This is a genomic window from Sphingosinicella sp. (assembly GCF_041916975.1).
Lineage (GTDB): Bacteria > Pseudomonadota > Alphaproteobacteria > Sphingomonadales > Sphingomonadaceae > Sphingosinicella.
In genome coordinates, this window is sequence record NZ_JAYRYK010000001.1 from 2,910,482 (window position 1) to 2,929,714 (window position 19,233).

A 19,233-nucleotide genomic window follows, 5' to 3' on the forward strand; every position below is an offset into this window, starting at 1 on the left:
CCCCCGCTATACCCGCGCCGTTTCCTCTCACAAGCGATAGATGGCCTCCCATGACCTACACCGCCCCGATCACCGAACAGCGCTTCGTCCTCGAAACCATCGCAGACCTGCCCGGCCTTGCGCAGCTTCCGCACTTCGAAGCGGCGACGGCGGATCTGGTCGATGCGATTCTGGAAGAAGCTGGAAAGCTCTCCGCGGGAGTCTTCGCGCCGCTGAACCGGGTCGGCGATACAGAGGGCGCGAAACTGGCGAACGGCGTGGTTACGCTGCCCGCAGGCGTTCGCGAGGCATATGCGGCTTACGTCGAAGGCGGCTGGATGACGCTCGGCGCCGATCCGGCGTGGGGCGGGCAGGGGCTGCCCTTCGTGCTGGCGACCGCCGTTCAGGAGCAGACGACGAGCGCCAACATGGCGCTGTCGCTGTGCCCGATGCTGTCGCAGGGCGCGATCGAGGCGCTGACGGCGCACGGCACCGAAGACCAGAAGCAGACCTACCTCACCAAGATCATCTCGGGCGAATGGACGGGCACGATGAACCTCACCGAGCCGCAGGCCGGGACGGACGTCGGTGCGCTTCGCACTGTCGCGACGCCCGCCGAGGACGGCACGTGGCGCATCAAGGGCTCCAAGATCTTCATCACGTGGGGCGAGCACGATGTTGCGGACAACATCATCCACCTAGTGCTTGCGCGCACGCCGGGTTCGCCGAAGGGCACCAAGGGCATTTCGCTGTTCATCGTGCCCAAGTTCCTTGTGAACGCGGACGGCTCTCTAGGTGCGCGCAACGACCTGCGCTGCGTTTCGATCGAGCACAAGCTCGGCATCCATTCCTCGCCGACCTGCACGATGAGCTACGGCGACAACGACGCGTGCGTCGGCTACATGATCGGCGGCGAGAACGCCGGCATGCGCGCCATGTTCACGATGATGAACCACGCCCGCATCAACGTGGGGCTGCAGGGCGTTTCCATCGCCGAGCGCGCCTACCAGCACGCGCTCGCCTACGCGAAGGAACGCGTGCAGGTGCGCCGCATCATCGAGTTCGCCGACGTGCGGCGGATGCTGATGACGATGCGCGGCCTCACCGAAGCGGCGCGGGCGCTCACCTATCTGAACGCCGCCGCCGTCGACCGCGCGCACGCCGAAACCGACGAACCGGCGCAGCGCGAGGCGCAGGCGCTTGCCGACCTGTTGACGCCTGTGACGAAGGCGTTCTCGACCGATGTTGGCGTCGAGGTCGCGAGCCTCGGCGTGCAGATTTTCGGGGGCATGGGCTTCATCGAGGAGACGGGCGCAGCGCAGCACTACCGCGATGCGCGCATCGCTCCGATCTACGAGGGAACGAACGGCATCCAGGCGATGGACCTTGTCGGACGCAAGCTGCCGCAGGGCCGCTGGAAGAGCCTGTTCGCAGACATGCGCGCGGATTTCGCGCTGCTCACGGGCGAAACAGCCGGGCTGGCGCCTTATCTCGAAGATGCGCTCGCAGCGCTCGAAAGCGCGACGACGTGGCTCGCCGAAGGCGGCGCGGCGGGTGGTGCCGATGACAATGCGGCGGGCGCGTCGCCGTACCTGCGCATGTTCGGCCTTACCGTCGGCGGCTGGCTGCTTGCAAAGCAGGCGGCGGCAGCGGTGCAGCGCCTTGCGGCGGGCGAAGGCGATCCGGCGTTCCTGAGGGCGAAGATCGTGACCGCGCGCTTCTTCGCCGAGCAGTTCCTGCCGCAGGCGACGGCACTGCTCGGCCCGGTGACGCGCGGCGCAGAAACGCTGTTCACGATACCCGAAGAGGCCTTCTAAGGGCCTCTTTTTCCACCCGATATGACAGTTTAACGTGCGCTGAACGTCGTTCGTCGAAGCCTGTCTGTCGTTCGTCCTGTTTCCGACAGTCGTTCGCCGAAGCATGGCCGCCGCGCCTTTTCTCGGCCGCAATTCGCCACCACCTGTGCCGCCGTCCGCAAGGCTCTCCCCTCGCGGGCAGTGCAATCTTTGTAGAGGTGAGTTCATGAAAAAGCTTATTCTTGCCGCGCTCGCGACTGCCCTCCTCCCGGCGTCCGCGCTTGCTCAGGACGCGGGCGCCATCGGCGGCGCGTTCGTCGGCGGCCAGATCGGCTGGGGCAAACGGTCGGTCGATCTCGACTTCGGCCTGCCCGGCGTTGAGGATTTCGACAAGAGCCGTAGCGGCATCGATTACGGCGTCTTCGCCGGCTACGATTACGGCGTCGGCCAGAATTTCCTCGTCGGCGTTGAAGCCGGCCTTGGCTTCGGCGGCAAGACGCTGCGCGATACGCCGATCGCGGGTCTGACCGCAGAGATCGATCCCAAGTGGAATTACGACGTGAGCGCGCGCGCGGGCTTCCTCGCGACGCCGAATCTGCTCGTATACGGCCGGGTCGGCTACGGCGCCGAGAAGACGCGCGTCTCGACGGTCTCCACGATCACGGGCGTCGATTCCACGAGTGAAAAGGGCTGGTCGGACGGCCTCCTCTATGGCGGCGGTCTCGAATACGGTCTCAACGAGTCGGCGAGCATCCGCACCGAATACCGCCACCGCGACATGGACGGCGGCTATGCGGCCGATCAGGTTCTGGCGGGCCTCGCGTTCCGCTTCTAACGACTGTCGGTCCGAAAACAGTTGGGCCGGAGGCATCGCCTCCGGCCCTTCTTTTTTGGCTTCGCTCAGGTGAAGCGCTTTATTCCCAGGCGCGGTAGGCGAGACCGAGATCGTCGGCGACCGCCTTGTAGGTGATGAAGCCGCCCGCGACGTTGAGGCCATTGCGAAGGTGCGGATCGGCACGCATCGCGCCCTCGGCGCCCAGCTTCGCCAGCTTCACGATGAACGGCAGCGTCGCATTGTTGAGCGCGAAGGTGGACGTACGCGCCACGGCGCCGGGCATGTTGGCGACGCAATAGTGGATGACGCCCTCGACCGTGTAGACTGGGTCGCTGTGTGTCGTCGCGTGCGAGGTCTCGAAGCAGCCGCCCTGATCGATGGCGACGTCGACGAGCACGGAGCCGCGCTTCATCGTCTTCAGCATTTCGCGCGTGACGAGCTTCGGTGCCGCTGCACCCGGGATCAGCACGCAGCCGATGATGAGGTGCGAGTTCTCCGCCGCGCGCGCCACGGCGGCGCCGCTCGCGTAGACGGTCTTGATGCGGTTCTGGAACAGCGCGTCGAGCTCTGCGAGGCGGGTGGACGAGACGTCGTAGATCGTCACGTCGGCGCCGAGTCCCACCGCCATCTGCGCGGCGTTGAAGCCGGAGACGCCGCCGCCGAGGATCGAGACCTTGGCGGGCGCGACGCCGGGTACGCCGCCGAGCAGGATGCCGCGGCCGCCCTGTTCCTTTTCAAGATAGTGCGCGCCGACCTGCACGGCCATGCGGCCCGCGACCTCGGACATCGGCTGGAGGAGCGGCAGGCGGCCCTGCGCGTTCGTGACCGTCTCGTAGGCGATGCAGGTCGCGCCGGACTTCATCAGTGCTTCGGCCTGCGGCTTGTCGGCGGCGAGGTGCAGGTAGGTGAACAGCGTGTGGCGCGACTCCAGCCACGCGATCTCGTGGAGCTGAGGCTCCTTCACCTTCACGATCATGTCGGCGGCTGCGAAGACTTCCTGCGGCGTCGCGAGGATTTTCGCGCCGACCGCCGTATAGGCGTCGTCGCCGAAATCGATGCCGCTGCCCGCGCCCGTTTCGACGAAAACCTCGTGGCCAGCCTGCGTAAGCTCGGCGACCGAGGCCGGCGTCATGCCGACGCGATATTCATGAACCTTGATTTCCTTGGGCACCCCGACGCGCATGACCTGTTCTCCCTCGTCCTTATGCAATGGAGGGAATTTACCGGAAATCGCGTCGGAAAAGTTTGTGAAGTTGTCAGATGGAAGGGGAATCGTGTAGAGAATATTCGAATATCGTTGGAGATTTCGGGAAATTGTCCGATCTTGATCAGATAGACCGCAAGATTATCGCCCAGCTTGCAATCGACTCGGGATTGACCAGCGAGCAGCTCGGCAGCCGGGTCGGGCTCTCGGCGTCTGCGGCGCACCGGCGGGTGAAGCTTTTGGAAGAAGCGGGGTACATCCGCGGCTATCGGGCCGTGCTGTCGCCCGAAGCGCGGGGCAATCCCTCCGCCGTGTACGTCGCGGTCACGCTCACTGACCAGCGCAAGGAAACGCTTTCCGCCTTCGAAACCGCCGTGGCGCGCGCGGCCGAAATTGCCGAGGGACACCTGATCACCGGTGATTCGGATTACATGCTGAAAATCCTGGTGAAGGAAGGCGACAGCTTCGAGCGCGTGCACCGCGAACTGCTTGCCGCGCTCCCCGGCGTGCAGCGGCTGGTGACGCAGGTGAGCATCCGCAAGATCGTGGGTGAGTGAGCGGCTTCGCACGCCTGTTGTGCGCTGCGGCACGCTATGCTAGTCGCCGCCGCCATTTCGGTTCTGGACAAAACAGCTTGAGGCATGAGTCGCATGACCCGGCAGAACAAGGGTAACAGGGGCGCGGGCCGCTAAGCGCGGTGCCGTCGCCCCGCATCTGTCCATGACCGGACCCCACAACCCGCACGGGCCGTCGTCAGACCGCCATGACGGCATCGCGAAGCTCGCGGTCGCCGCCATCGGTATCGTTTTCGGCGATATCGGCACGTCGCCGCTCTACGCGTTTCGCGAGACGTTCGCGGGCCATCACCCGCTCGCGCTCGACGCGGTTCACGTCTACGGCGTCGTCAGCCTCATCTTCTGGTCGATGATGCTGGTGGTGACGCTGAAATACGTCACCATCATCATGCGCGCCGATAACAAGGGGCAAGGCGGCAGCCTGGCGCTGCTCGCGCTCATTTCGCGCAGGACCGCGCACGCGAGGCTTGGCGTCGTGATCGTGATGCTCGGCGTTTTCGCCACAGCGCTATTCTACGGCGACAGCATGATCACCCCGGCAATCTCGGTGCTTTCTGCGGTCGAGGGTCTCGTGGTGGTGAACGACGGGTTCGAGCCGCTCGTGCTGCCGATCGCGGTGTTCATCCTTGTCTTCCTGTTCCTGATCCAGTCCCGCGGCACCGCCAAGGTCGGCGCGCTGTTCGGGCCGATCATGGTGCTCTACTTCCTCGTGCTCGCCGTGCTCGGGATCGTGAACATCGCGAAAGACCCGCAGATTCTGACGGCGCTCAACCCCTGGTATGCGTTCCAGTTCTTCCTGCTCGACGGCTGGCTCGCGTTCCTCGCGCTCGGCTCCGTCGTCCTCGCCGTGACCGGCGCGGAGGCGCTTTACGCCGACATGGGGCACTTCGGGCGGCGCCCGATCCGCTTCTCGTGGCTGTGGTTCGTGATGCCGGGGCTGATGCTCAACTACATGGGGCAGGGCGCCATGATCGTGAGCATGACGCCCGCCGAAGCCGAGGTGGCGATCCGCAATCCGTTCTTCATGCTCGCCCCTGAAACCCTGCGCCTGCCGCTCGTTGGCCTTGCGACGCTCGCCACCGTGATCGCGAGCCAAGCGGTGATCTCGGGCGCGTTTTCGGTGACGCATCAGGCGATCCAGCTAGGCTTCATGCCGCGCCTCACCATCAAGCACACCAGCGCCTCGACACAGGGGCAGATCTACATCCCGGTCATCAACTGGCTGCTGATGTCGGCGGTGATCCTGCTCGTGCTGATGTTCCAGAATTCGAGCAACCTTGCCGCCGCCTATGGCATTGCCGTGACAGGCGCGATGCTGATCGACACGTGCCTGCTCGGCGTGGTGCTGTTTTCGCTTTGGAAATGGAAGTCTTGGCTCGCCATTCCGCTGCTCGCGGTGTTCTTCATCGTCGACGGCGCCTATTTCGCCGCGAACCTCACCAAGGTTCCCGATGGCGGCTGGTTCCCGCTGCTGATCGGCGTCGTCGCGTTCACGATGCTGACGACATGGTCGAAGGGCCGGCTGCTGATGCGCCAGCGTATGCAGGAAGCCGCGATGCCGATGGAAATCTTCGTGAAGTCGGCAGCGAACAGCGCCATCCGCGTGCCCGGCACGGCGATCTTCATGTCGTCCGAACCGACCGGCGTGCCGCACGCGCTGCTCCACAACATGAAGCACAACAAGGTGCTGCACGAACGCGTGATCGTGCTCACCGTGGCGATCGAGGATATTCCCTATGTCGAGACGTGCGACGTGGTGGAGACGCAGGATCTGGGGCAGGGCTTCTATCGGATGAAGCTGCGCTACGGCTTCATGCAGGAAACCGATATTCCGAAGGCGCTTTCGCCGGTGAACGCCTGCGGGCCGAAGTTCGACATGATGCAGACGAGCTTCTTCCTTTCCCGCCAGACTCTGATCGCGGCGCCGAAGCCCGGCATGGCGATCTGGCGCGAAAAGCTGTTCGCATGGATGCTGCGCAACGCGGCGACGGCGATGGAATTCTTCAAGCTGCCGACGAACCGCGTGGTGGAACTGGGCAGCCAGGTCGAAATCTAGCCGAGAATGCGTGCCTCGCGCACGTAACTGAAATCGCCTGCACCCGACCAGGCGCGTCCGTCAGGATAACGCAGTTCGACGCCGGCGAGGTGCTTCTCGTCCGCCAGCCACATGTTGACGCCCATCATGCTGTTTCCGAACTTTGCCACGGCGCCCGGAGTCAGGGTGAAATGCGTTGTCGCGCCGCATGTGAGGCAGAAATGGATTTCCGCGGCCGGATCGTCCTTGTCTTGCCGGGAATAGGTTTTCGTGGCGCCCTCGACGCTGACTTCCGACGGATGATAATAGGCCCAGCGCGCGCCCGATTTGCTGCACAGTGTGCAGTTGCATTCGTGGATGTAGTCCGGCTGTTTCTCGGTCGCGATGCGGATCTGGCCGCAGAGGCAGGAAAGCTTCACCATGGGCCGAGCCTATAATGATCAGGTCGGCGGGCCGATAGCCGTCATTCCTGCCGAGACCGGAATGACGGCACGTTCGGACGCTTATTTCTTCGACGCGATCCAGTCGTCGATTTTCTTTTCGAGGACGGCGAGCGGCAGGGCGCCGGTCATCAGCACCTGCGCGTGGAAATCGCGGATGTCGAACTTTTTCCCGAGTGCCTTTTCGGCGCGGGCGCGGAGTTCCTGGATCTTCATCGCGCCGACCTTGTAGGCGAGCGCCTGGCTGGGGATGGCGATGTAGCGCTCGACCTCCGCCGTGGCATCGGTGCGGCCCATGTCGCTGTTCGCGAGCATGTATTCGATCGCCTGATCGCGGGTCCAACCCTTCGAATGGAGACCCGTGTCGACGACGAGGCGCATGGCGCGCAGCATCTCGTCCGAGAGCGTGCCGAAACGCTGATAGGGATCGTTGAAGAAGCCCATCGGGTAGCCGAGCGTTTCGGCATAGAGCGCCCAGCCTTCGATGTAGGCGGTGTTGCCGCCGAAGCGCATGAAGCTTGGCAGGGCGGCGTTCTCCTGCGCGAGGCTGATCTGGAAATGATGCCCGGGCGCGCCTTCGTGGAGGTAGAGCGTCGTCATGCCCGGCGTGGTGCGCGAGGGTAGATCATAGGCGTTGAAATAGAAGATGCCGGGGCGTGTGCCGTCGGGCGTACCCTGCTGATAGGAGCCGCCCGCCTGCTGCTTCTCGCGGAACGGCTCGTAGGGGCGGATATCGAGCGGGGACTTCGGCACCGTGGAGAAATACGCGGGCACCTTGGCGTCCACCGCCTTGCCGATTTCGAAATACTTCTGGGTGAGCCACTCGCGCGACTGCGGCTTGAACTGAGGATCATTGCGCAGATAATCGAAGAATTCGGGAAGCGTGCCTTTGAAGCCGACCTCGGCCTTCACCTTTTCCATTTCGGTCTTGATGCGCTTCACTTCGGCAAGGCCGATGGCGTGAATGTCCGCGGCTTTCAGCGGCAGCGTCGTCGTGTTTTCGATGAGCTGCGCGTAGAGTACGGGCCCGCCCTTCATCGCGGAGAGACCGACCTGCTCGCGGGCGACGGGGAGGTATTCGGCTTTCAGGAAATCATGCAGCCGCTGGTACGTTGGGTAGATCTTGTCCGTGATGATCGCGCGGTATTCGGCCTTGAGGCGCGCCTGATCCGCGGCGGAGATGCCTTCGGGGAATTTGGTGACGGGGCTGTAGAAGGGCGACTCTTCGGGCGCCTGCGCGAGCTGGGTCGCGAGCTGCTCGATGACGTTGTTGATCGTGAGCTTCGTTTCGACGACGCCTGACGCCATGCCTTCACGGAACCGGCCGACCGAGCGATCGAGCAGCGTGACATAGTCCTGGTGGCGCTTCAGGTTGTTCTCGTAGTCGGCGAGCGTCGCGAAAGGCGCGCCGCCGGTGGCCGATGCGAACGACGGGTAGAAGGTGTGGAAGCCGCTGAAGTGGTTGACCGGGCGCACGACGGTGAGCGCGAGGATTTCGGGGGTGAGGCCCTTGAGCGTCTCTTCGGTCTGCCACTTGAAGACATCGTAGGCGATGCGGTCGGTGGCATCGAGCGCGCTGCGGTCGATCGCCTTCAGGCGCGCGAGGTCGCTTTCGCCGGCGGCACGCTCGGCATTGTAGTAAGCATCGGTGATATAGTCGCCGAGCTGGTCCGCGTAGCGCATGTCCCCGCGAAACAGGGCATTGATCGGATTGCGCTTGAGGTTCGCCTCGTCCGAATCCTGGAAGAGCTGCCAGAGCGCCTGATGCGCGGGGTTCTGGACTGCGGTGGAGGCTGCCGGCGCCGTTTGGGCCGAGACGGGGGCGGCGAGCGTAAGCGAAAGTGCAATGGCGAAAGCCGACGCAAGGCTGCGCATCATCGATGAAGTCCTTTCGGGAAAAGCGAGCATGGCTGGGTTCATACGCTGCGCCGCCGGGACTTGCTATACGCCCGTCGAACAGGGTGCGCGGTTCGTCGAAGCCCGGAGCGATCCTCCCAGCATCGCTAGTGAGGCGGCGGCGGCGCTGCCGATAAGCTCCCGCCCCGTGACCCGGCTTCCGACGCGCACGCTTGCCGCCTATGCGGGCCCCGGCCTTCCCGTCGCCGCGCTCGGGCTGCCGCTCGTCATCTATCTACCGCCTTACTACGCGGGCACGCTGGGGCTCGATCTTGCCGCGGTGGGCTTCGTTTTCTTCCTCGTGCGGATGCTCGACATGCCGCTCGATCCGCTGCTCGGGCATTTCATGGACGGCACGCGCAGCCGCTGGGGCCGGTTCCGGCCGTGGCTGGTGGCGGGCGGGTTGACGCTCCTTGTCGCCACGGTCACGGTGTTCTTCGCCGTGCCGGGCATTACCGTGTGGTATCTGTTCGGCTGGTTGATGCTGCTGTTCACTGGCCATTCGATGCTGAACGTGTCGCATATCGCGTGGGGCGCGACGCTTTCCGGCGATTATCATGAACGTTCGCGCGTCTACGGCTGGTGGATCGGCGGGCATCTGGTGGGGCTGATCACCGTGCTCGTGCTCCCCGCCGTGCTCGGGCAGATGATGGGCGCGGACGCGCCGAAGCCGGTGCACCTGATGGGCGCATTCATCCTCGCCATCATTCCGCTCACGGTGATCGGTGCGATCGTCGGCGCGCGCGAGGGCGCGGCACAGGCGGAGCACCCGCGCATTACGTGGGCGGATATCCGCCGGCTATTTTCAAACCGGGCGCTGGCGATGCTGCTTCTCGCCGATGTGCTGGTGAATCTTGCGCCGGGCGTGACGGGCGCGCTCTTCGAGTTCGTGTTCGTGCGCCTGCTCGGCTTCACGCAGGCCGGGGCGGCGGTGATGCTGCTGATCTATTTCGGCAGCGGCCTCCTTGCGCTGCCGCTGTGGCTGCGCCTTGCCGTGCGCTTCGGCAAACAGCGCGCCGCCGCCGCTGCGTGCGTGAGCGGCGCGGCGCTGCACGTCGCGGCGTTTCTCGTTTTCGATCCCGCGCAGGCGTGGCTTTCGTATCTTGCCATCGGGCTCGCCGGAACGCCCTATGCCGCGCCCGGCTTCCTGCTCCGCGCGATGCTTGCCGATGTCGGCGACGAGGAGCGGCTGGTGAGCGGCGCGGACCGGATCGGGCTGCTGAATGCCGTGCTGACGACGGCGATGAAGCTCGGCTACGCGCTGCCGGTGGGGATATTGTTTCCGATTCTCGCACTTGTCGGGTTCAGCGCCGAAGCGGCTGCGGCGAGCGCGCCGGGGTCGCTGCTGTGGGTCGAGGGCTTCTGGATCGTGCTGCCGCCGGTGATCCTGCTTCCCGCCGCTTTCGTGCTCGTTCGGCTGCCGCTCAGCGCCGCGCGGCACGCCGAAGTGCAGGCTGCACTCGCGCGTGCCGGAAAGAATTGAGAACACGTCTTTTTTGCTCGCAGGTTTTGCGAATCTCCTGTAGGCTGGCGAAGTTCATGTCAGTTTCAGACTGGTGTGGACGTTCGTCATGAATGTCCGTGGGCGCACGGATTTTGTTTTGGGATCAGCAGGCTGTCGACCGCCGCGAATAGAATTGGGCCGAGAACGACAGTGCTGTGGCGGCAGGCGCCCGGCTGCCGACGTTATTCAGACTGGATATCACGACATGGGTTTTGATGGCCGCAAGCGCGGTGGGGACCGTGGCTATGACCGCCGCGGCGGAGGACGCGATTCGTTCGGCGGTGGCGACGATTTTTACGACTCCGGTCGCAGCTTCGGCGGTGGTGACCGCTTCGGTGGCGGCGGTGGCGGCTTCGGCGGCGGTGATCGCTTCGGCGGTGGCGGCGGTGGTGGCGGCGGTGGTTTCCGCGGCGGCGGCGGTGGCGGCGGCTTCGGTGGTGGCGGCGCTAGCCGTGACCCCGGCACGTCGCTCGGCACGGCTTCAGGCACCGTCAAGTGGTTCAACGCGACGAAGGGATTCGGCTTCATCGCTCGCGACAGCGGCGAAGACGTGTTCGTGCACATCAGCGCGGTCGAACGCGCTGGCCGCACGACGCTTGATGAAGGCCAGCCGGTCACGTTCTCCATCTTCGACCGTGGCGGACGCCTCTCGGCTTCCGATCTCGTCGTCGATGGCGAGGCGCCCGAGCGTCCCGATCGCCCCGAACGTCCGGCCCGCGACCGCGGTCCGTCGGGCGGTGGCGCCATGGACGACGACTTCACGCCCGGAGAGCGCATCGAAGGTACGGTCAAGTTCTTCAACACGATGAAGGGCTTCGGCTTCATTTCGCGCGGCGACGGCAAGCAGGATGCGTTCGTGCACATCAGTGCGCTCGAGCGCGCCGGTCTCACCAGCCTCGCCGAAGGCCAGCGGGTCAGCTTCGAGCTGGCGCGCGACCGCCGCGGCAAGGTGGCTGCAGGCAATATCGAACTGCTCTAACGAAGCAGCCGCAATCGATTCGGGGAGGATCGAACGCAGGAGGGGCCGGCGCGTATTCGCGCCGGCCCTTTTCGTTGGGCAGCATGTCATGCCCCCTGATTGTCGAGCTGCGCGCGGACCGAGATGCGGCCGCGCTTCGAGATTCGATAGGGGCTGCCCGACCGGGATTCGATCAGACGTTTCCGCCGCAACTGGTTGAAAACCATCAGATCGAAGCCGGCAAGGAACATCCCTTCGCGTGTGACACACGCGACGGACGTGATTTTGGCGCCGTCGCCGCGCTCATGCAGAATGCGGCCGCCAAGGGCCAGAACGTGCAGCGCACGCTGTTCGTTTCGTGAGATATTCATGGAAGTCTCGTAAGATAGACGTGAAAAATACCCCGAGCGCATTGCGCCCGGCGGCTTTGAGTTCACGAGGCTCTCTGAGATTCAGAGAGCCCTATCGTACAAGCTCAGACATCCACTCTCCGGTTACCGCGACGCGAACCGTGTCGCCGCGTATCCCGCCAATATAGGGATCGCGCGTTACCGCTGACAAACAAAATTCTGGCCACGGGGAAAACTTAGCTGATCGGCGAAGTTTTTGCTTGCACGACCGGTGAGCGGCGAATTACTTAGCAATATGACTAAGCATGATCCCGAGCTTTCGCGGCTGTTCCATGCATTGGCGGACCCGACCCGGCGGTCGATCCTCTCGCGGCTCGCGGCGACACCGGCGGGCGTGACGGATCTGGCCGATCCGACGGGGCTGCGGCTGCCCACGGTGATGCGGCACCTTTCGGTGCTCGAGGACGCGGGATTGATCACCACGTCCAAGGACGGGCGGGTGCGCACCTGCGCGCTCGTGCCCGAGGCGCTGGAGCCGGCGCGGACGTGGCTCGATGAACATCGTGCGATCTGGGAAGACCGGCTGGATCGGCTGGATGCATTCGTGATGACCGTGATAAAGGAGAGCAAGGAATGACACAGGCCTTCGCCGCGGAGGGTGCAAGTCCCTTCGCGACACTCAGCTTCGAACGGAGCATCGCCGCGCCGCCCGCCGTGCTGTGGGAAGCGTGGACGGCGCCCGCCGCGCGCGCGATCTGGGCCTCGCCGTCGCCCTCGGTCACGGTCGAAATCCTCGAAAGCGACACAAGGGTCGGCGGCCGCGAGATTTCGCTCTGCAAGGTGGACGGCGAGCCCGACATTCGCTGCGAGAACGGCTGGCTCGTGCTGGAGCCGGCGGCGCGCAGCGTGAATTACGAGCTGATCTCGTGCGAAGGCGAGATCCTATCGGCGGCGCTGGTGACGGCCCGGATCGAAGAGACGGACGGGCACAGCCGGCTCGCTGTGACGGTGCAGCTTTCCTCGCTCGCACAGGACATGGCGGGCGGCTACCGGGAGGGCTTCGGCGCCGGTCTCGATAATCTTGCCGTGGTCGCCGAGCGCACCATGATTTTGCAGCGGGTGATCAAGGCGCCGAAAGCCATCGTGTGGGGCGCATGGATGAACCCCGAAACGCTGCCGCAATGGTGGGGGCCGGACGGATTTTCGTGCCGCACGAAGCGGATCGATCTGCGCGCGGGCGGCGAGTGGGTGTTCGACATGATCGCGCCTGACGGCACCGTGTTCCCGAACCATCATCTCTATCACGAGGTCCGCCACGAGGAGCGGTTCGGCTATTCGCTGCTGTGGGGCGAGAACGGCCCCAAACATGCCGACGCATGGGCCGCGTTCGAGGAGCAGGGCGGGGTGACGAAAGTGACGCTAGGCATGGTGTTCAGCACGGCCGCAGAATTTCAGGAGGCGAAGGGCTTCGGTGCCGTGGAACTGGGTCAGCAAACCCTGGGCAAGCTGGAACGCTTCGTCAGCCCCTGATGGGAACGATGCGCGCCGCGGCCGGCCGTTCGCTTTCGCGCGCGGTTTCGCGCCAGCTTACGACGCCGAACACAACGTCGATCACGCCGCCGTTGGTGGTGAACGGCATCAGTAGCGCGCGGTAGATGCCGGGGTGGCCCGTGGCGGTTTCGTAGGGCGCCTCGACCGACAGCGGCACGGCGCGGCTGAGAAGTTCGGGCAAGTAGCTGCTGATACGCATGAGGAGCGAGCCCGGCGGCGCGTCGGCAAGCCCGATGACATCGGTGTCGACGCCGCCTTCTGCCTGCAGCGCCTCACCAATGAGGCGGAGGTGCGGGCCTTCGTTTTCATCGAGATCGATGACGAAGCTCTGCGTGCAGCGATCTTCGATCAGCATCGGATCGAAATCGCTCCAGCTGGGCACGCTGCCGGCGCGCGGCAGTGTCGCCCAATAATTGTGCGCCTGCATATGCAGGCGCCGTTCCTGCGCACCCGTGCTGACCGGCGGCAACGCCTTTGCGCGGCGAAGCGCTGAAACCTTGCTGCCGAGTGTCATGTACGCGCTCCCTGAATACAGTGCGCGCGACCCTGCCCCAGCAGGCGTTAACAGCTTGGAAACAAGCGCGCCCGCTCAGCTTGCCGCGACGGTCTGCTCGATCGCGCCGAAAATGCTGTGGCCGGTGCTGTCGTCGACCCAGATGCGGACGCTGTCGCCGTACTTGAGGAACGGCGTTTCCGGCTTCCCCGACAGGATCGTCTCGACCATCCGCACTTCGGCGAGGCAGGAGTAGCCAAGGCCGCCCTGCGCGATGGGCTTACCCGGCCCGCCGCCTGCGTCACGGTTCGAAACCGTGCCCGAGCCGACGATCGAGCCGGCTTCGAGATCGCGCGTCTTTGCGAGGTGCGCGATCAGCACGCCGAAATCGAAGGTCATGTCGACATGCGTTTCGGCGCGGCCGAACGGCTGGCCGTTGAGATCGACCTTGAGCGTGCCGAGAAGCTTGCCGCCGTCCCACGCGGCGCCGAGCTCGTCGGGCGTCACGAACACCGGCGAGAAGGCGCTTGCAGGCTTGGACTGGAGGAAGCCGAAGCCCTTGGCGAGCTCGGCGGGGATAAGATTGCGCAGGGAAACGTCGTTGACGATGCCGACGAGGCGGATGTGCTGCCGCGCGTCTGCGGCCGAAACGCCCTGCGGGACATCGCCGGTGACGACGACGACTTCGGCTTCGAGATCGCAGCCCCAGCTTTCATCGGCGAGAACGATCGGGTCACGCGGGCCGACGAACGAATCGCTGCCGCCCTGATACATCAGCGGATCGGTCCAGAAGCTTTCGGGGAGCTCTGCGCCGCGCGCTTTCCGCACCAGCTCGACGTGGTTCACGTAGGCCGAGCCGTCCGCCCACTGGAAGGCGCGCGGGAGCGGGGAATGCGCCTCGCGCTCGTGGAAGCGCATCATGGGGATCACTTCGTGCGCGAGATCGGTGGCGAGAGCTTCGAGCTTCGGCGCCGCCACGTCCCAGTCGTCGAGCGCCGCTTGCAAGGTCGGTGCGATGGCGGACGCGTCCGCGCACCACGCAAGATCCTTCGACACGACGACCAGACGGCCGTCGCGGCCACCCTTCAGGCTGGCAAGCTTCATTTCTTCCCTCCGGCAAGCGTTTTGATGAGGTGCGGCCAGTAATCGAGGCCGTTGTAGAAGGAGGCGACGGGCGCGTTCTCGTCGAGCCCGTGCGCGCGCATTTTCTTCATGTCCATGAAGATCGGCGACACGGCAAAGGTGGGCACGCCCGCGATGCGGAACCACATGCCATCAGTGCCGCCCGACTCCTGATAGGGCGTGATCGCGACGCCGGGATAGTGCAGCGCGAGCGCCGATTTCACGGCGGCGGTTACGTCGGGGCGCGGCTCCGAAACCGGGCTTGCTGTCGGCGTGCCGCGCACCTTCCATTCGGCCTTCGGATTGCCGCCCGCCTGTTCGAGCGCGGCCTGCACGGTCGCCACCTCGACACCGGGGAAGATGCGGCAGTTCACCGTACCGATCGCGCGCTGCGGCAATGCGTTTTCAGCATGGCCTGCGCTCAGCATCGTGGCGACGCAGGTGGTGCGCATCTCGGGCTCGAATTCCTCGCTCGACGCGAGCGCGGCGGCGGCTTCGGCGTCGTTCGGGTTTTCGGAGAAACGGCGCAGCATCTCCGCGACCTGCGGCTGCGAGGCTTTCAGTTCCTTCGCCATCGCGCCGAACGAGGCGCGCGTGACGCTGTTCGCCTGAATCGGGAATTTGAGCGTCTCGACATTCTTGAGGAGCGCGGCGAGATCGTAGATCGCATTGTCCTTGCGCGGACGGCTGGAATGGCCGCCTTCGTTGCGGATCGTCACGTCGAACGTGGCGAAGGTCTTCTCGGCGACCTGCATCCCGTAGCCGAAGGCCTTTCCGTCCGGGGTGAGCGCACCGCCGCCCGCGTCGGAATTGAGCGCATATTCGAGCTTCACGGGCTTCAGCGCGTCGACGAGCGCGCGCGTCGTCACCATGCCGGTTTCCTCGTCGCCGGAGAAGCCGAGGTAGAGGTCGCGGTCCGGCACGAAGCCGCTCGCCTTCAGGTCGGCGAAGGCGCGCGTCAGGTGGGCGACGCCCATCTTGTTGTCGAGCGTGCCGCGGCCGAGGAAATCGCCGTTCTTCTCGCGCAGCACGAAGGGATCGAACGACCAGTCTTCGGGCTTCGCATCGACGACGTCCATGTGGGCGAGAAAGGCGACGGGCTGCTTCTTGCTGCCCGCCTTCCCCGGATAGCGGGCGATAAGGTACACGGTCTCGCCCATCGGCACGACCTTAATGTCCGCGTCCGCGAAGCCCGCCGCTTTCAGATCCTTGACGACGCGCGCCGCGACTTCGGGCACCTTGCCGTGACCCGCGGCGGAGCGAATCTCGACGATGTCCTTGTAGAGGCTGAGCGCCGCGGTGCCCTGCGGCGAACCCGGTGCGGCGGCATTCGCCATCGGTGCGGCGAGGCACAGCACCGCCGCGGACAGGATCATGGGCTTCATATGGACCCCCTTCAGGATTTGCTTTTCCAGCTATCCTTGTAACCGGTCCATTCCACAGCGGAAGCCGCTTCACCGATTTCGAGCGGATCGCGCGTGTCGATCATCACGGCGTATTCGTCGGTCATCGCCTTGGGCTGCTCGAACATGCGGGTGAGCGCCTTGGGGTGCGGGCCGTGCGTGAAGCCGGTGGGGTGCAGCGTCATCATGCCGGGGTGGATGTTGTCGCGGCTGAAGAAGTCGCCGTCGTGGTAGAAGAGCACTTCGTCGTAGTCGTCGTTGTTGTGGAAGAACGGCACCTTCAGTGCCTTCGGGTCCGTTTCGAACGGGCGCGGCGCGAACGTGCAGATCACGAAGCGGTCGGCCAGGAAGGTCGTGTGCGCCGAGGGCGGCACATGATAGCGATGGCTCATGATCGGGCGGATGTCCCGCACATTGAGCCGTGCGACCGAAAGCTCGCCGTGCCAGCCCACGGCGTCGAGCGGGTTGAACGGATAGGTCATCCACGACACCTGCCCACGCTTCTTCACCGCGACGCGCGTTTCGATGTCGCCCTGCTGGGCGCGGAAGGCGTCGTCGATCTCGGGCGTGTCCATCACCGCCGGATCGAAGATCGCGTGCGGGCCCAGAAGTCCCTTGTCGGGCAGCGTGTAGCTGCTGTTGGTCGCCTCGACGGCGAGGATCTGCATCGGCTCGGTCGGCGCGATGCGCCACATCGTGCCGCGCGGGATGACGACATAATCGCCCTGCCCGATCGCGAGATGGCCGAAATCGCAGAAGAAATCGCCTGCGCCGCGATGCACGAAGAGAATCTGGTCGCCGTCGCCGTTGCGGTCGAGGCTCGACATGGCCTCTGCAAGACGCCACAGGCGGATTTCAGTGGCCTTGTTGTGGAGTACGACGGGCGCGGACCAGAGCGAATTCGGTGCTTCGTTGATCTGCGTGAGATCGAAGGCGCGCGGTGCGAGGGGACCGTCGAAGTCGCTCCAGCCCGTGGGCGGATTGCGGTGATAGAAGAAGGCGGCTGGGCCGAAGAAGCCTTCCTTCGACATCTCGCGCTCGTAGGTGCCTTCGGGAAGATCCGCGTGCGCCTGGCGGCTCGCCTCGCCCTTCACCAGCGGAAAATTGAGGTAGCGCTTCATGGCTCAGGCCTCCGCGGTTTCGAGCACGCCGCGCTCGATCTGGTCGCGCTCGATCGATTCGAACAGGGCCTTGAAGTTGCCCTCGCCGAAACCTTCGTCCTTCTTGCGCTGGATGATTTCGAAGAACACCGGCCCCAGCATGTTGCCCGAGAAGATCTGCAGAAGCAGGCGGGGGTCGTTGTTCTCTGTGGAACCGTCCAGCAGAAGCCCGCGCGCCTTCATCGCATCGACCGGCTCGCCGTGGCCGGGTAGGCGCTCATCGAGCATTGCGTAATAGGTTTCGGGCGGCGGGGTCATGAAGGGCAGGCCGAGGGCGCGCAGGCCGTCGATGGTTCCGTAGATGTCGTTCGTGGAGAGCGCGATGTGCTGGATGCCCTCGCCATTGAAGGCCATCAGGAACTCTTCGATCTGGCCGCCGCCCTGTTTCGCTTCCTCGTTCAGGGGAATGCGGATCTTGCCATCGGGCGCGGTCATCGCCTTGCTGGTGAGGCCGGTATACTCGCCCTTGATGTCGAAATAACGGATCTCGCGGAAGTTGAAGAGCTTCTCGTAGAACTCCGCCCAGAACTTCATGCGGCCGCGATAGACGTTGTGCGTCAGGTGGTCGATGATCTCGAGGCCTGCACCCTTCGGGTGGCGGTCGACGCCTTCGAAATAGCGGAAATCGATGTCGTAGATGTCGGCATCGTCGCCGTAGCGATCGATGAGATAGATGAGGCTGCCGCCGATGCCCTTGATGGCGGGGAGCCGGAGCTCCATCCAGCCCGTGGAGGTCGGCATGGGTTCGGCGCCGTTCGCGATGGCGTGCGCATAGGCTTTCGCCGCGTCCTTCACGCGGAAGCCCATCGCGCAGGCGCCGGCTTCATGCTCTTCGGCGAAGAAGGCTGCGGGAGAACGCGGTTCGGCGTTCAGCAGGAAGTTGACGTGGCCCTGCCGGTAGAGCGTTACGTCCTTCGAGCGATGCTTCGCGATGGGGGTGAAGCCGAGCTGGCGGAACACGCGGTCGACGAGCGCGGGGTCCTGCGCGGCGAATTCCAGGAATTCGAATCCATCGAGCCCTGCCGGGTTTTCGAAAAGGTCGGCCATTGACGCTCTCTCCCTCATTTGCTTCGAGTCGTTATTCCGTGATATTAGTTTCATATGAAACTTGTTGCAAGTGGAACGATATGCCTCCGATCCGTCTCGACACGTTCCTGCCCTACCGCGTCGCGGTGCTTTCCGACCGGCTGAGCCAGCGGCTGGCGCGTGTCTATGAAGGCTGCGGGCTGTCTTCGCCGCAGTGGCGCGTGCTCGCGGCGGTCGCGGAGAAGCCGGGGCGGAGCGCGCAGGACGTGGTGCGGATGACGCCGATGGAGAAGGCGACGGTGAGCCGGGCCGTCTCCGCGCTCATCGCGCGCGGGCTGATGCGGCGCGCGGCGGACGACCGCGATGGGCGCACCTCGCGGCTGACACTGACCGCGGACGGCGAGCGCCTGTACGGCGAGATCGCGCCCGGCGTGCTCGCGATCGAGGCGGATATCGCGGCGCGCTGCGACAAGGCCGGGCTCCTTGCCGCGATCGATGCGATCGAGAACGGGCTCGGCGCGGAGGACGCGGTGGACACCGTTTCGGTGCGCGGCTAGGAGACAGTCCTGCACGGTGTGCCAAGGAATGGACTAGCATGAATACGGTCGCGGCTTTGCTCGGTATCTTCACGATGGTCATCCAGCTCGTGATCTGGATCATCATCGCGCAGGTCATCATCAGCTGGCTGGTGGCGTTCAACGTCATCAATACCAGCAATCAATTCGTGCGCAGCCTGCTGACCGGGCTCGACCGGCTGACCGAGCCGATGATGCGGCCGATCCGGCGCGTGCTGCCGGACCTCGGCGGCATCGACCTTTCGCCGATGGTGCTGATCCTCGGCCTTATCCTCATCCAGCGGCTGGTTCCGGCGCTGGTCTTCGACATCATGGCGGGCTGAAAGTTTCA

19 protein-coding genes are annotated in these 19,233 nt (G+C 64.8%); 10 read left to right on the forward strand and 9 right to left on the reverse strand.

The window, feature by feature from the left end; translation table 11 throughout:
- Window positions 1-50 precede the first annotated feature (50 nt).
- Window positions 51-1,796: an acyl-CoA dehydrogenase gene (locus ACE3TJ_RS13780; RefSeq protein ID WP_374597074.1), complete on the forward strand. Its 1,746-nt coding sequence runs from the start codon at window positions 51-53 to the stop codon at window positions 1,794-1,796.
- 205 nt (window positions 1,797-2,001) lie between these two features.
- The gene (locus tag ACE3TJ_RS13785) at window positions 2,002-2,610 is read left to right on the forward strand and encodes an outer membrane protein (protein WP_374597076.1); all 609 of its coding nucleotides are present in this window, start codon (window positions 2,002-2,004) and stop codon (window positions 2,608-2,610) included.
- Window positions 2,611-2,689: 79 nt separating this feature from the next.
- On the opposite strand, the gene ald is transcribed toward ACE3TJ_RS13785, so the two are convergent.
- A complete protein-coding gene (ald, locus tag ACE3TJ_RS13790; RefSeq protein WP_374597078.1) occupies window positions 2,690-3,793 on the reverse strand; it encodes an alanine dehydrogenase in 1,104 nt (367 codons plus the stop codon).
- Between the two features lie 131 nt (window positions 3,794-3,924).
- Between ald and ACE3TJ_RS13795 the strand changes: the two genes are divergently transcribed.
- Window positions 3,925-4,371: an Lrp/AsnC family transcriptional regulator gene (locus ACE3TJ_RS13795; RefSeq protein ID WP_374597080.1), complete on the forward strand. Its 447-nt coding sequence runs from the start codon at window positions 3,925-3,927 to the stop codon at window positions 4,369-4,371.
- Between the two features lie 163 nt (window positions 4,372-4,534).
- The gene (locus tag ACE3TJ_RS13800) at window positions 4,535-6,445 is read left to right on the forward strand and encodes a potassium transporter Kup (RefSeq protein ID WP_374597082.1); all 1,911 of its coding nucleotides are present in this window, start codon (window positions 4,535-4,537) and stop codon (window positions 6,443-6,445) included.
- On the opposite strand, the gene ACE3TJ_RS13805 is transcribed toward ACE3TJ_RS13800, so the two are convergent.
- Window positions 6,442-6,846, reverse strand: a complete 405-nt coding sequence (locus ACE3TJ_RS13805) for a GFA family protein (RefSeq protein WP_374597084.1) — start codon at window positions 6,844-6,846, stop codon at window positions 6,442-6,444. The two genes, ACE3TJ_RS13800 and ACE3TJ_RS13805, sit on opposite strands and share 4 nt — an antisense overlap.
- A gap of 81 nt (window positions 6,847-6,927) precedes the next feature.
- Complete coding sequence (locus ACE3TJ_RS13810; protein WP_374597086.1) at window positions 6,928-8,742, reverse strand: DUF885 family protein; 1,815 nt, start codon at window positions 8,740-8,742, stop codon at window positions 6,928-6,930.
- Between the two features lie 28 nt (window positions 8,743-8,770).
- Between ACE3TJ_RS13810 and ACE3TJ_RS13815 the strand changes: the two genes are divergently transcribed.
- Together ACE3TJ_RS13815 and ACE3TJ_RS13820 are read left to right on the forward strand one after the other, a co-directional pair.
- Window positions 8,771-10,243 (forward strand): MFS transporter, encoded by a 1,473-nt coding sequence (locus ACE3TJ_RS13815; RefSeq protein ID WP_374597088.1) that lies wholly within the window; start codon window positions 8,771-8,773, stop codon window positions 10,241-10,243.
- A gap of 226 nt (window positions 10,244-10,469) precedes the next feature.
- A complete protein-coding gene (locus ACE3TJ_RS13820; RefSeq protein ID WP_374597090.1) occupies window positions 10,470-11,243 on the forward strand; it encodes a cold-shock protein in 774 nt (257 codons plus the stop codon).
- 86 nt (window positions 11,244-11,329) lie between these two features.
- Here ACE3TJ_RS13820 and ACE3TJ_RS13825 read toward each other — a convergent pair whose 3' ends face one another.
- Window positions 11,330-11,659, reverse strand: a complete 330-nt coding sequence (locus ACE3TJ_RS13825; protein ID WP_374597092.1) for a YjhX family toxin — start codon at window positions 11,657-11,659, stop codon at window positions 11,330-11,332.
- Between the two features lie 208 nt (window positions 11,660-11,867).
- On the opposite strand from ACE3TJ_RS13825, the gene ACE3TJ_RS13830 reads away from it, so the two are divergent.
- Together ACE3TJ_RS13830 and ACE3TJ_RS13835 are read left to right on the forward strand one after the other, a co-directional pair.
- Window positions 11,868-12,209 carry an ArsR/SmtB family transcription factor gene (locus tag ACE3TJ_RS13830; RefSeq protein ID WP_374597094.1) on the forward strand — a complete coding sequence of 114 codons (342 nt, stop codon included), beginning with the start codon at window positions 11,868-11,870 and terminating at the stop codon, window positions 12,207-12,209.
- Window positions 12,206-13,102 (forward strand): SRPBCC family protein, encoded by an 897-nt coding sequence (locus ACE3TJ_RS13835; protein ID WP_374597096.1) that lies wholly within the window; start codon window positions 12,206-12,208, stop codon window positions 13,100-13,102. Before ACE3TJ_RS13830 ends, ACE3TJ_RS13835 begins: the two co-directional genes overlap by 4 nt.
- On the opposite strand, the gene ACE3TJ_RS13840 is transcribed toward ACE3TJ_RS13835, so the two are convergent.
- The 5 genes from ACE3TJ_RS13840 to hppD all read right to left on the reverse strand — a co-directional run bounded on the left by ACE3TJ_RS13840 (window position 13,092) and on the right by hppD (window position 18,348).
- On the reverse strand, window positions 13,092-13,637 hold the full coding sequence (locus ACE3TJ_RS13840) for a PAS domain-containing protein (protein ID WP_374597098.1): 546 nt from the start codon (window positions 13,635-13,637) through the stop codon (window positions 13,092-13,094). The genes ACE3TJ_RS13835 and ACE3TJ_RS13840 overlap by 11 nt on opposite strands.
- Window positions 13,638-13,712: 75 nt before the next feature.
- Window positions 13,713-14,720 carry a fumarylacetoacetate hydrolase family protein gene (locus ACE3TJ_RS13845; protein WP_374597100.1) on the reverse strand — a complete coding sequence of 336 codons (1,008 nt, stop codon included), beginning with the start codon at window positions 14,718-14,720 and terminating at the stop codon, window positions 13,713-13,715.
- Window positions 14,717-16,123, reverse strand: a complete 1,407-nt coding sequence (locus tag ACE3TJ_RS13850) for a M20/M25/M40 family metallo-hydrolase (RefSeq protein WP_374597103.1) — start codon at window positions 16,121-16,123, stop codon at window positions 14,717-14,719. The genes ACE3TJ_RS13845 and ACE3TJ_RS13850 overlap by 4 nt, the downstream gene beginning before the upstream one ends.
- Before the next feature lie 11 nt (window positions 16,124-16,134).
- Window positions 16,135-17,262 (reverse strand): homogentisate 1,2-dioxygenase, encoded by a 1,128-nt coding sequence (locus tag ACE3TJ_RS13855; RefSeq protein WP_374597105.1) that lies wholly within the window; start codon window positions 17,260-17,262, stop codon window positions 16,135-16,137.
- 3 nt (window positions 17,263-17,265) lie between these two features.
- Window positions 17,266-18,348 carry a 4-hydroxyphenylpyruvate dioxygenase gene (gene hppD, locus ACE3TJ_RS13860; protein WP_374597107.1) on the reverse strand — a complete coding sequence of 361 codons (1,083 nt, stop codon included), beginning with the start codon at window positions 18,346-18,348 and terminating at the stop codon, window positions 17,266-17,268.
- An 80-nt stretch (window positions 18,349-18,428) separates the two neighbouring features.
- Between hppD and ACE3TJ_RS13865 the strand changes: the two genes are divergently transcribed.
- Both ACE3TJ_RS13865 and ACE3TJ_RS13870 read left to right on the forward strand, forming a co-directional pair.
- On the forward strand, window positions 18,429-18,884 hold the full coding sequence (locus ACE3TJ_RS13865; protein ID WP_374597109.1) for a MarR family winged helix-turn-helix transcriptional regulator: 456 nt from the start codon (window positions 18,429-18,431) through the stop codon (window positions 18,882-18,884).
- 38 nt (window positions 18,885-18,922) lie between these two features.
- Entirely contained in the window at window positions 18,923-19,225 is a 303-nt protein-coding gene (locus ACE3TJ_RS13870) for a YggT family protein (protein WP_293780701.1), read from the forward strand.
- Window positions 19,226-19,233: the final 8 nt, after the last annotated feature.

Coding starts and splice junctions, on each gene's coding strand:
- ACE3TJ_RS13780 (WP_374597074.1), top strand. CDS start 51: ATGACCTACACCGCCCCGATCACCGAACAGCGCTTCGTCCTCGAAACC.
- ACE3TJ_RS13785 (WP_374597076.1), top strand. CDS start 2,002: ATGAAAAAGCTTATTCTTGCCGCGCTCGCGACTGCCCTCCTCCCGGCG.
- ald (WP_374597078.1), bottom strand. CDS start 3,793: ATGCGCGTCGGGGTGCCCAAGGAAATCAAGGTTCATGAATATCGCGTC.
- ACE3TJ_RS13800 (WP_374597082.1), top strand. CDS start 4,535: ATGACCGGACCCCACAACCCGCACGGGCCGTCGTCAGACCGCCATGAC.
- ACE3TJ_RS13805 (WP_374597084.1), bottom strand. CDS start 6,846: ATGGTGAAGCTTTCCTGCCTCTGCGGCCAGATCCGCATCGCGACCGAG.
- ACE3TJ_RS13810 (WP_374597086.1), bottom strand. CDS start 8,742: ATGATGCGCAGCCTTGCGTCGGCTTTCGCCATTGCACTTTCGCTTACG.
- ACE3TJ_RS13815 (WP_374597088.1), top strand. CDS start 8,771: ATGGCTGGGTTCATACGCTGCGCCGCCGGGACTTGCTATACGCCCGTC.
- ACE3TJ_RS13820 (WP_374597090.1), top strand. CDS start 10,470: ATGGGTTTTGATGGCCGCAAGCGCGGTGGGGACCGTGGCTATGACCGC.
- ACE3TJ_RS13830 (WP_374597094.1), top strand. CDS start 11,868: ATGACTAAGCATGATCCCGAGCTTTCGCGGCTGTTCCATGCATTGGCG.
- ACE3TJ_RS13835 (WP_374597096.1), top strand. CDS start 12,206: ATGACACAGGCCTTCGCCGCGGAGGGTGCAAGTCCCTTCGCGACACTC.
- ACE3TJ_RS13840 (WP_374597098.1), bottom strand. CDS start 13,637: ATGACACTCGGCAGCAAGGTTTCAGCGCTTCGCCGCGCAAAGGCGTTG.
- ACE3TJ_RS13845 (WP_374597100.1), bottom strand. CDS start 14,720: ATGAAGCTTGCCAGCCTGAAGGGTGGCCGCGACGGCCGTCTGGTCGTC.
- ACE3TJ_RS13850 (WP_374597103.1), bottom strand. CDS start 16,123: ATGAAGCCCATGATCCTGTCCGCGGCGGTGCTGTGCCTCGCCGCACCG.
- ACE3TJ_RS13855 (WP_374597105.1), bottom strand. CDS start 17,262: ATGAAGCGCTACCTCAATTTTCCGCTGGTGAAGGGCGAGGCGAGCCGC.
- hppD (WP_374597107.1), bottom strand. CDS start 18,348: ATGGCCGACCTTTTCGAAAACCCGGCAGGGCTCGATGGATTCGAATTC.
- ACE3TJ_RS13865 (WP_374597109.1), top strand. CDS start 18,429: ATGCCTCCGATCCGTCTCGACACGTTCCTGCCCTACCGCGTCGCGGTG.
- ACE3TJ_RS13870 (WP_293780701.1), top strand. CDS start 18,923: ATGAATACGGTCGCGGCTTTGCTCGGTATCTTCACGATGGTCATCCAG.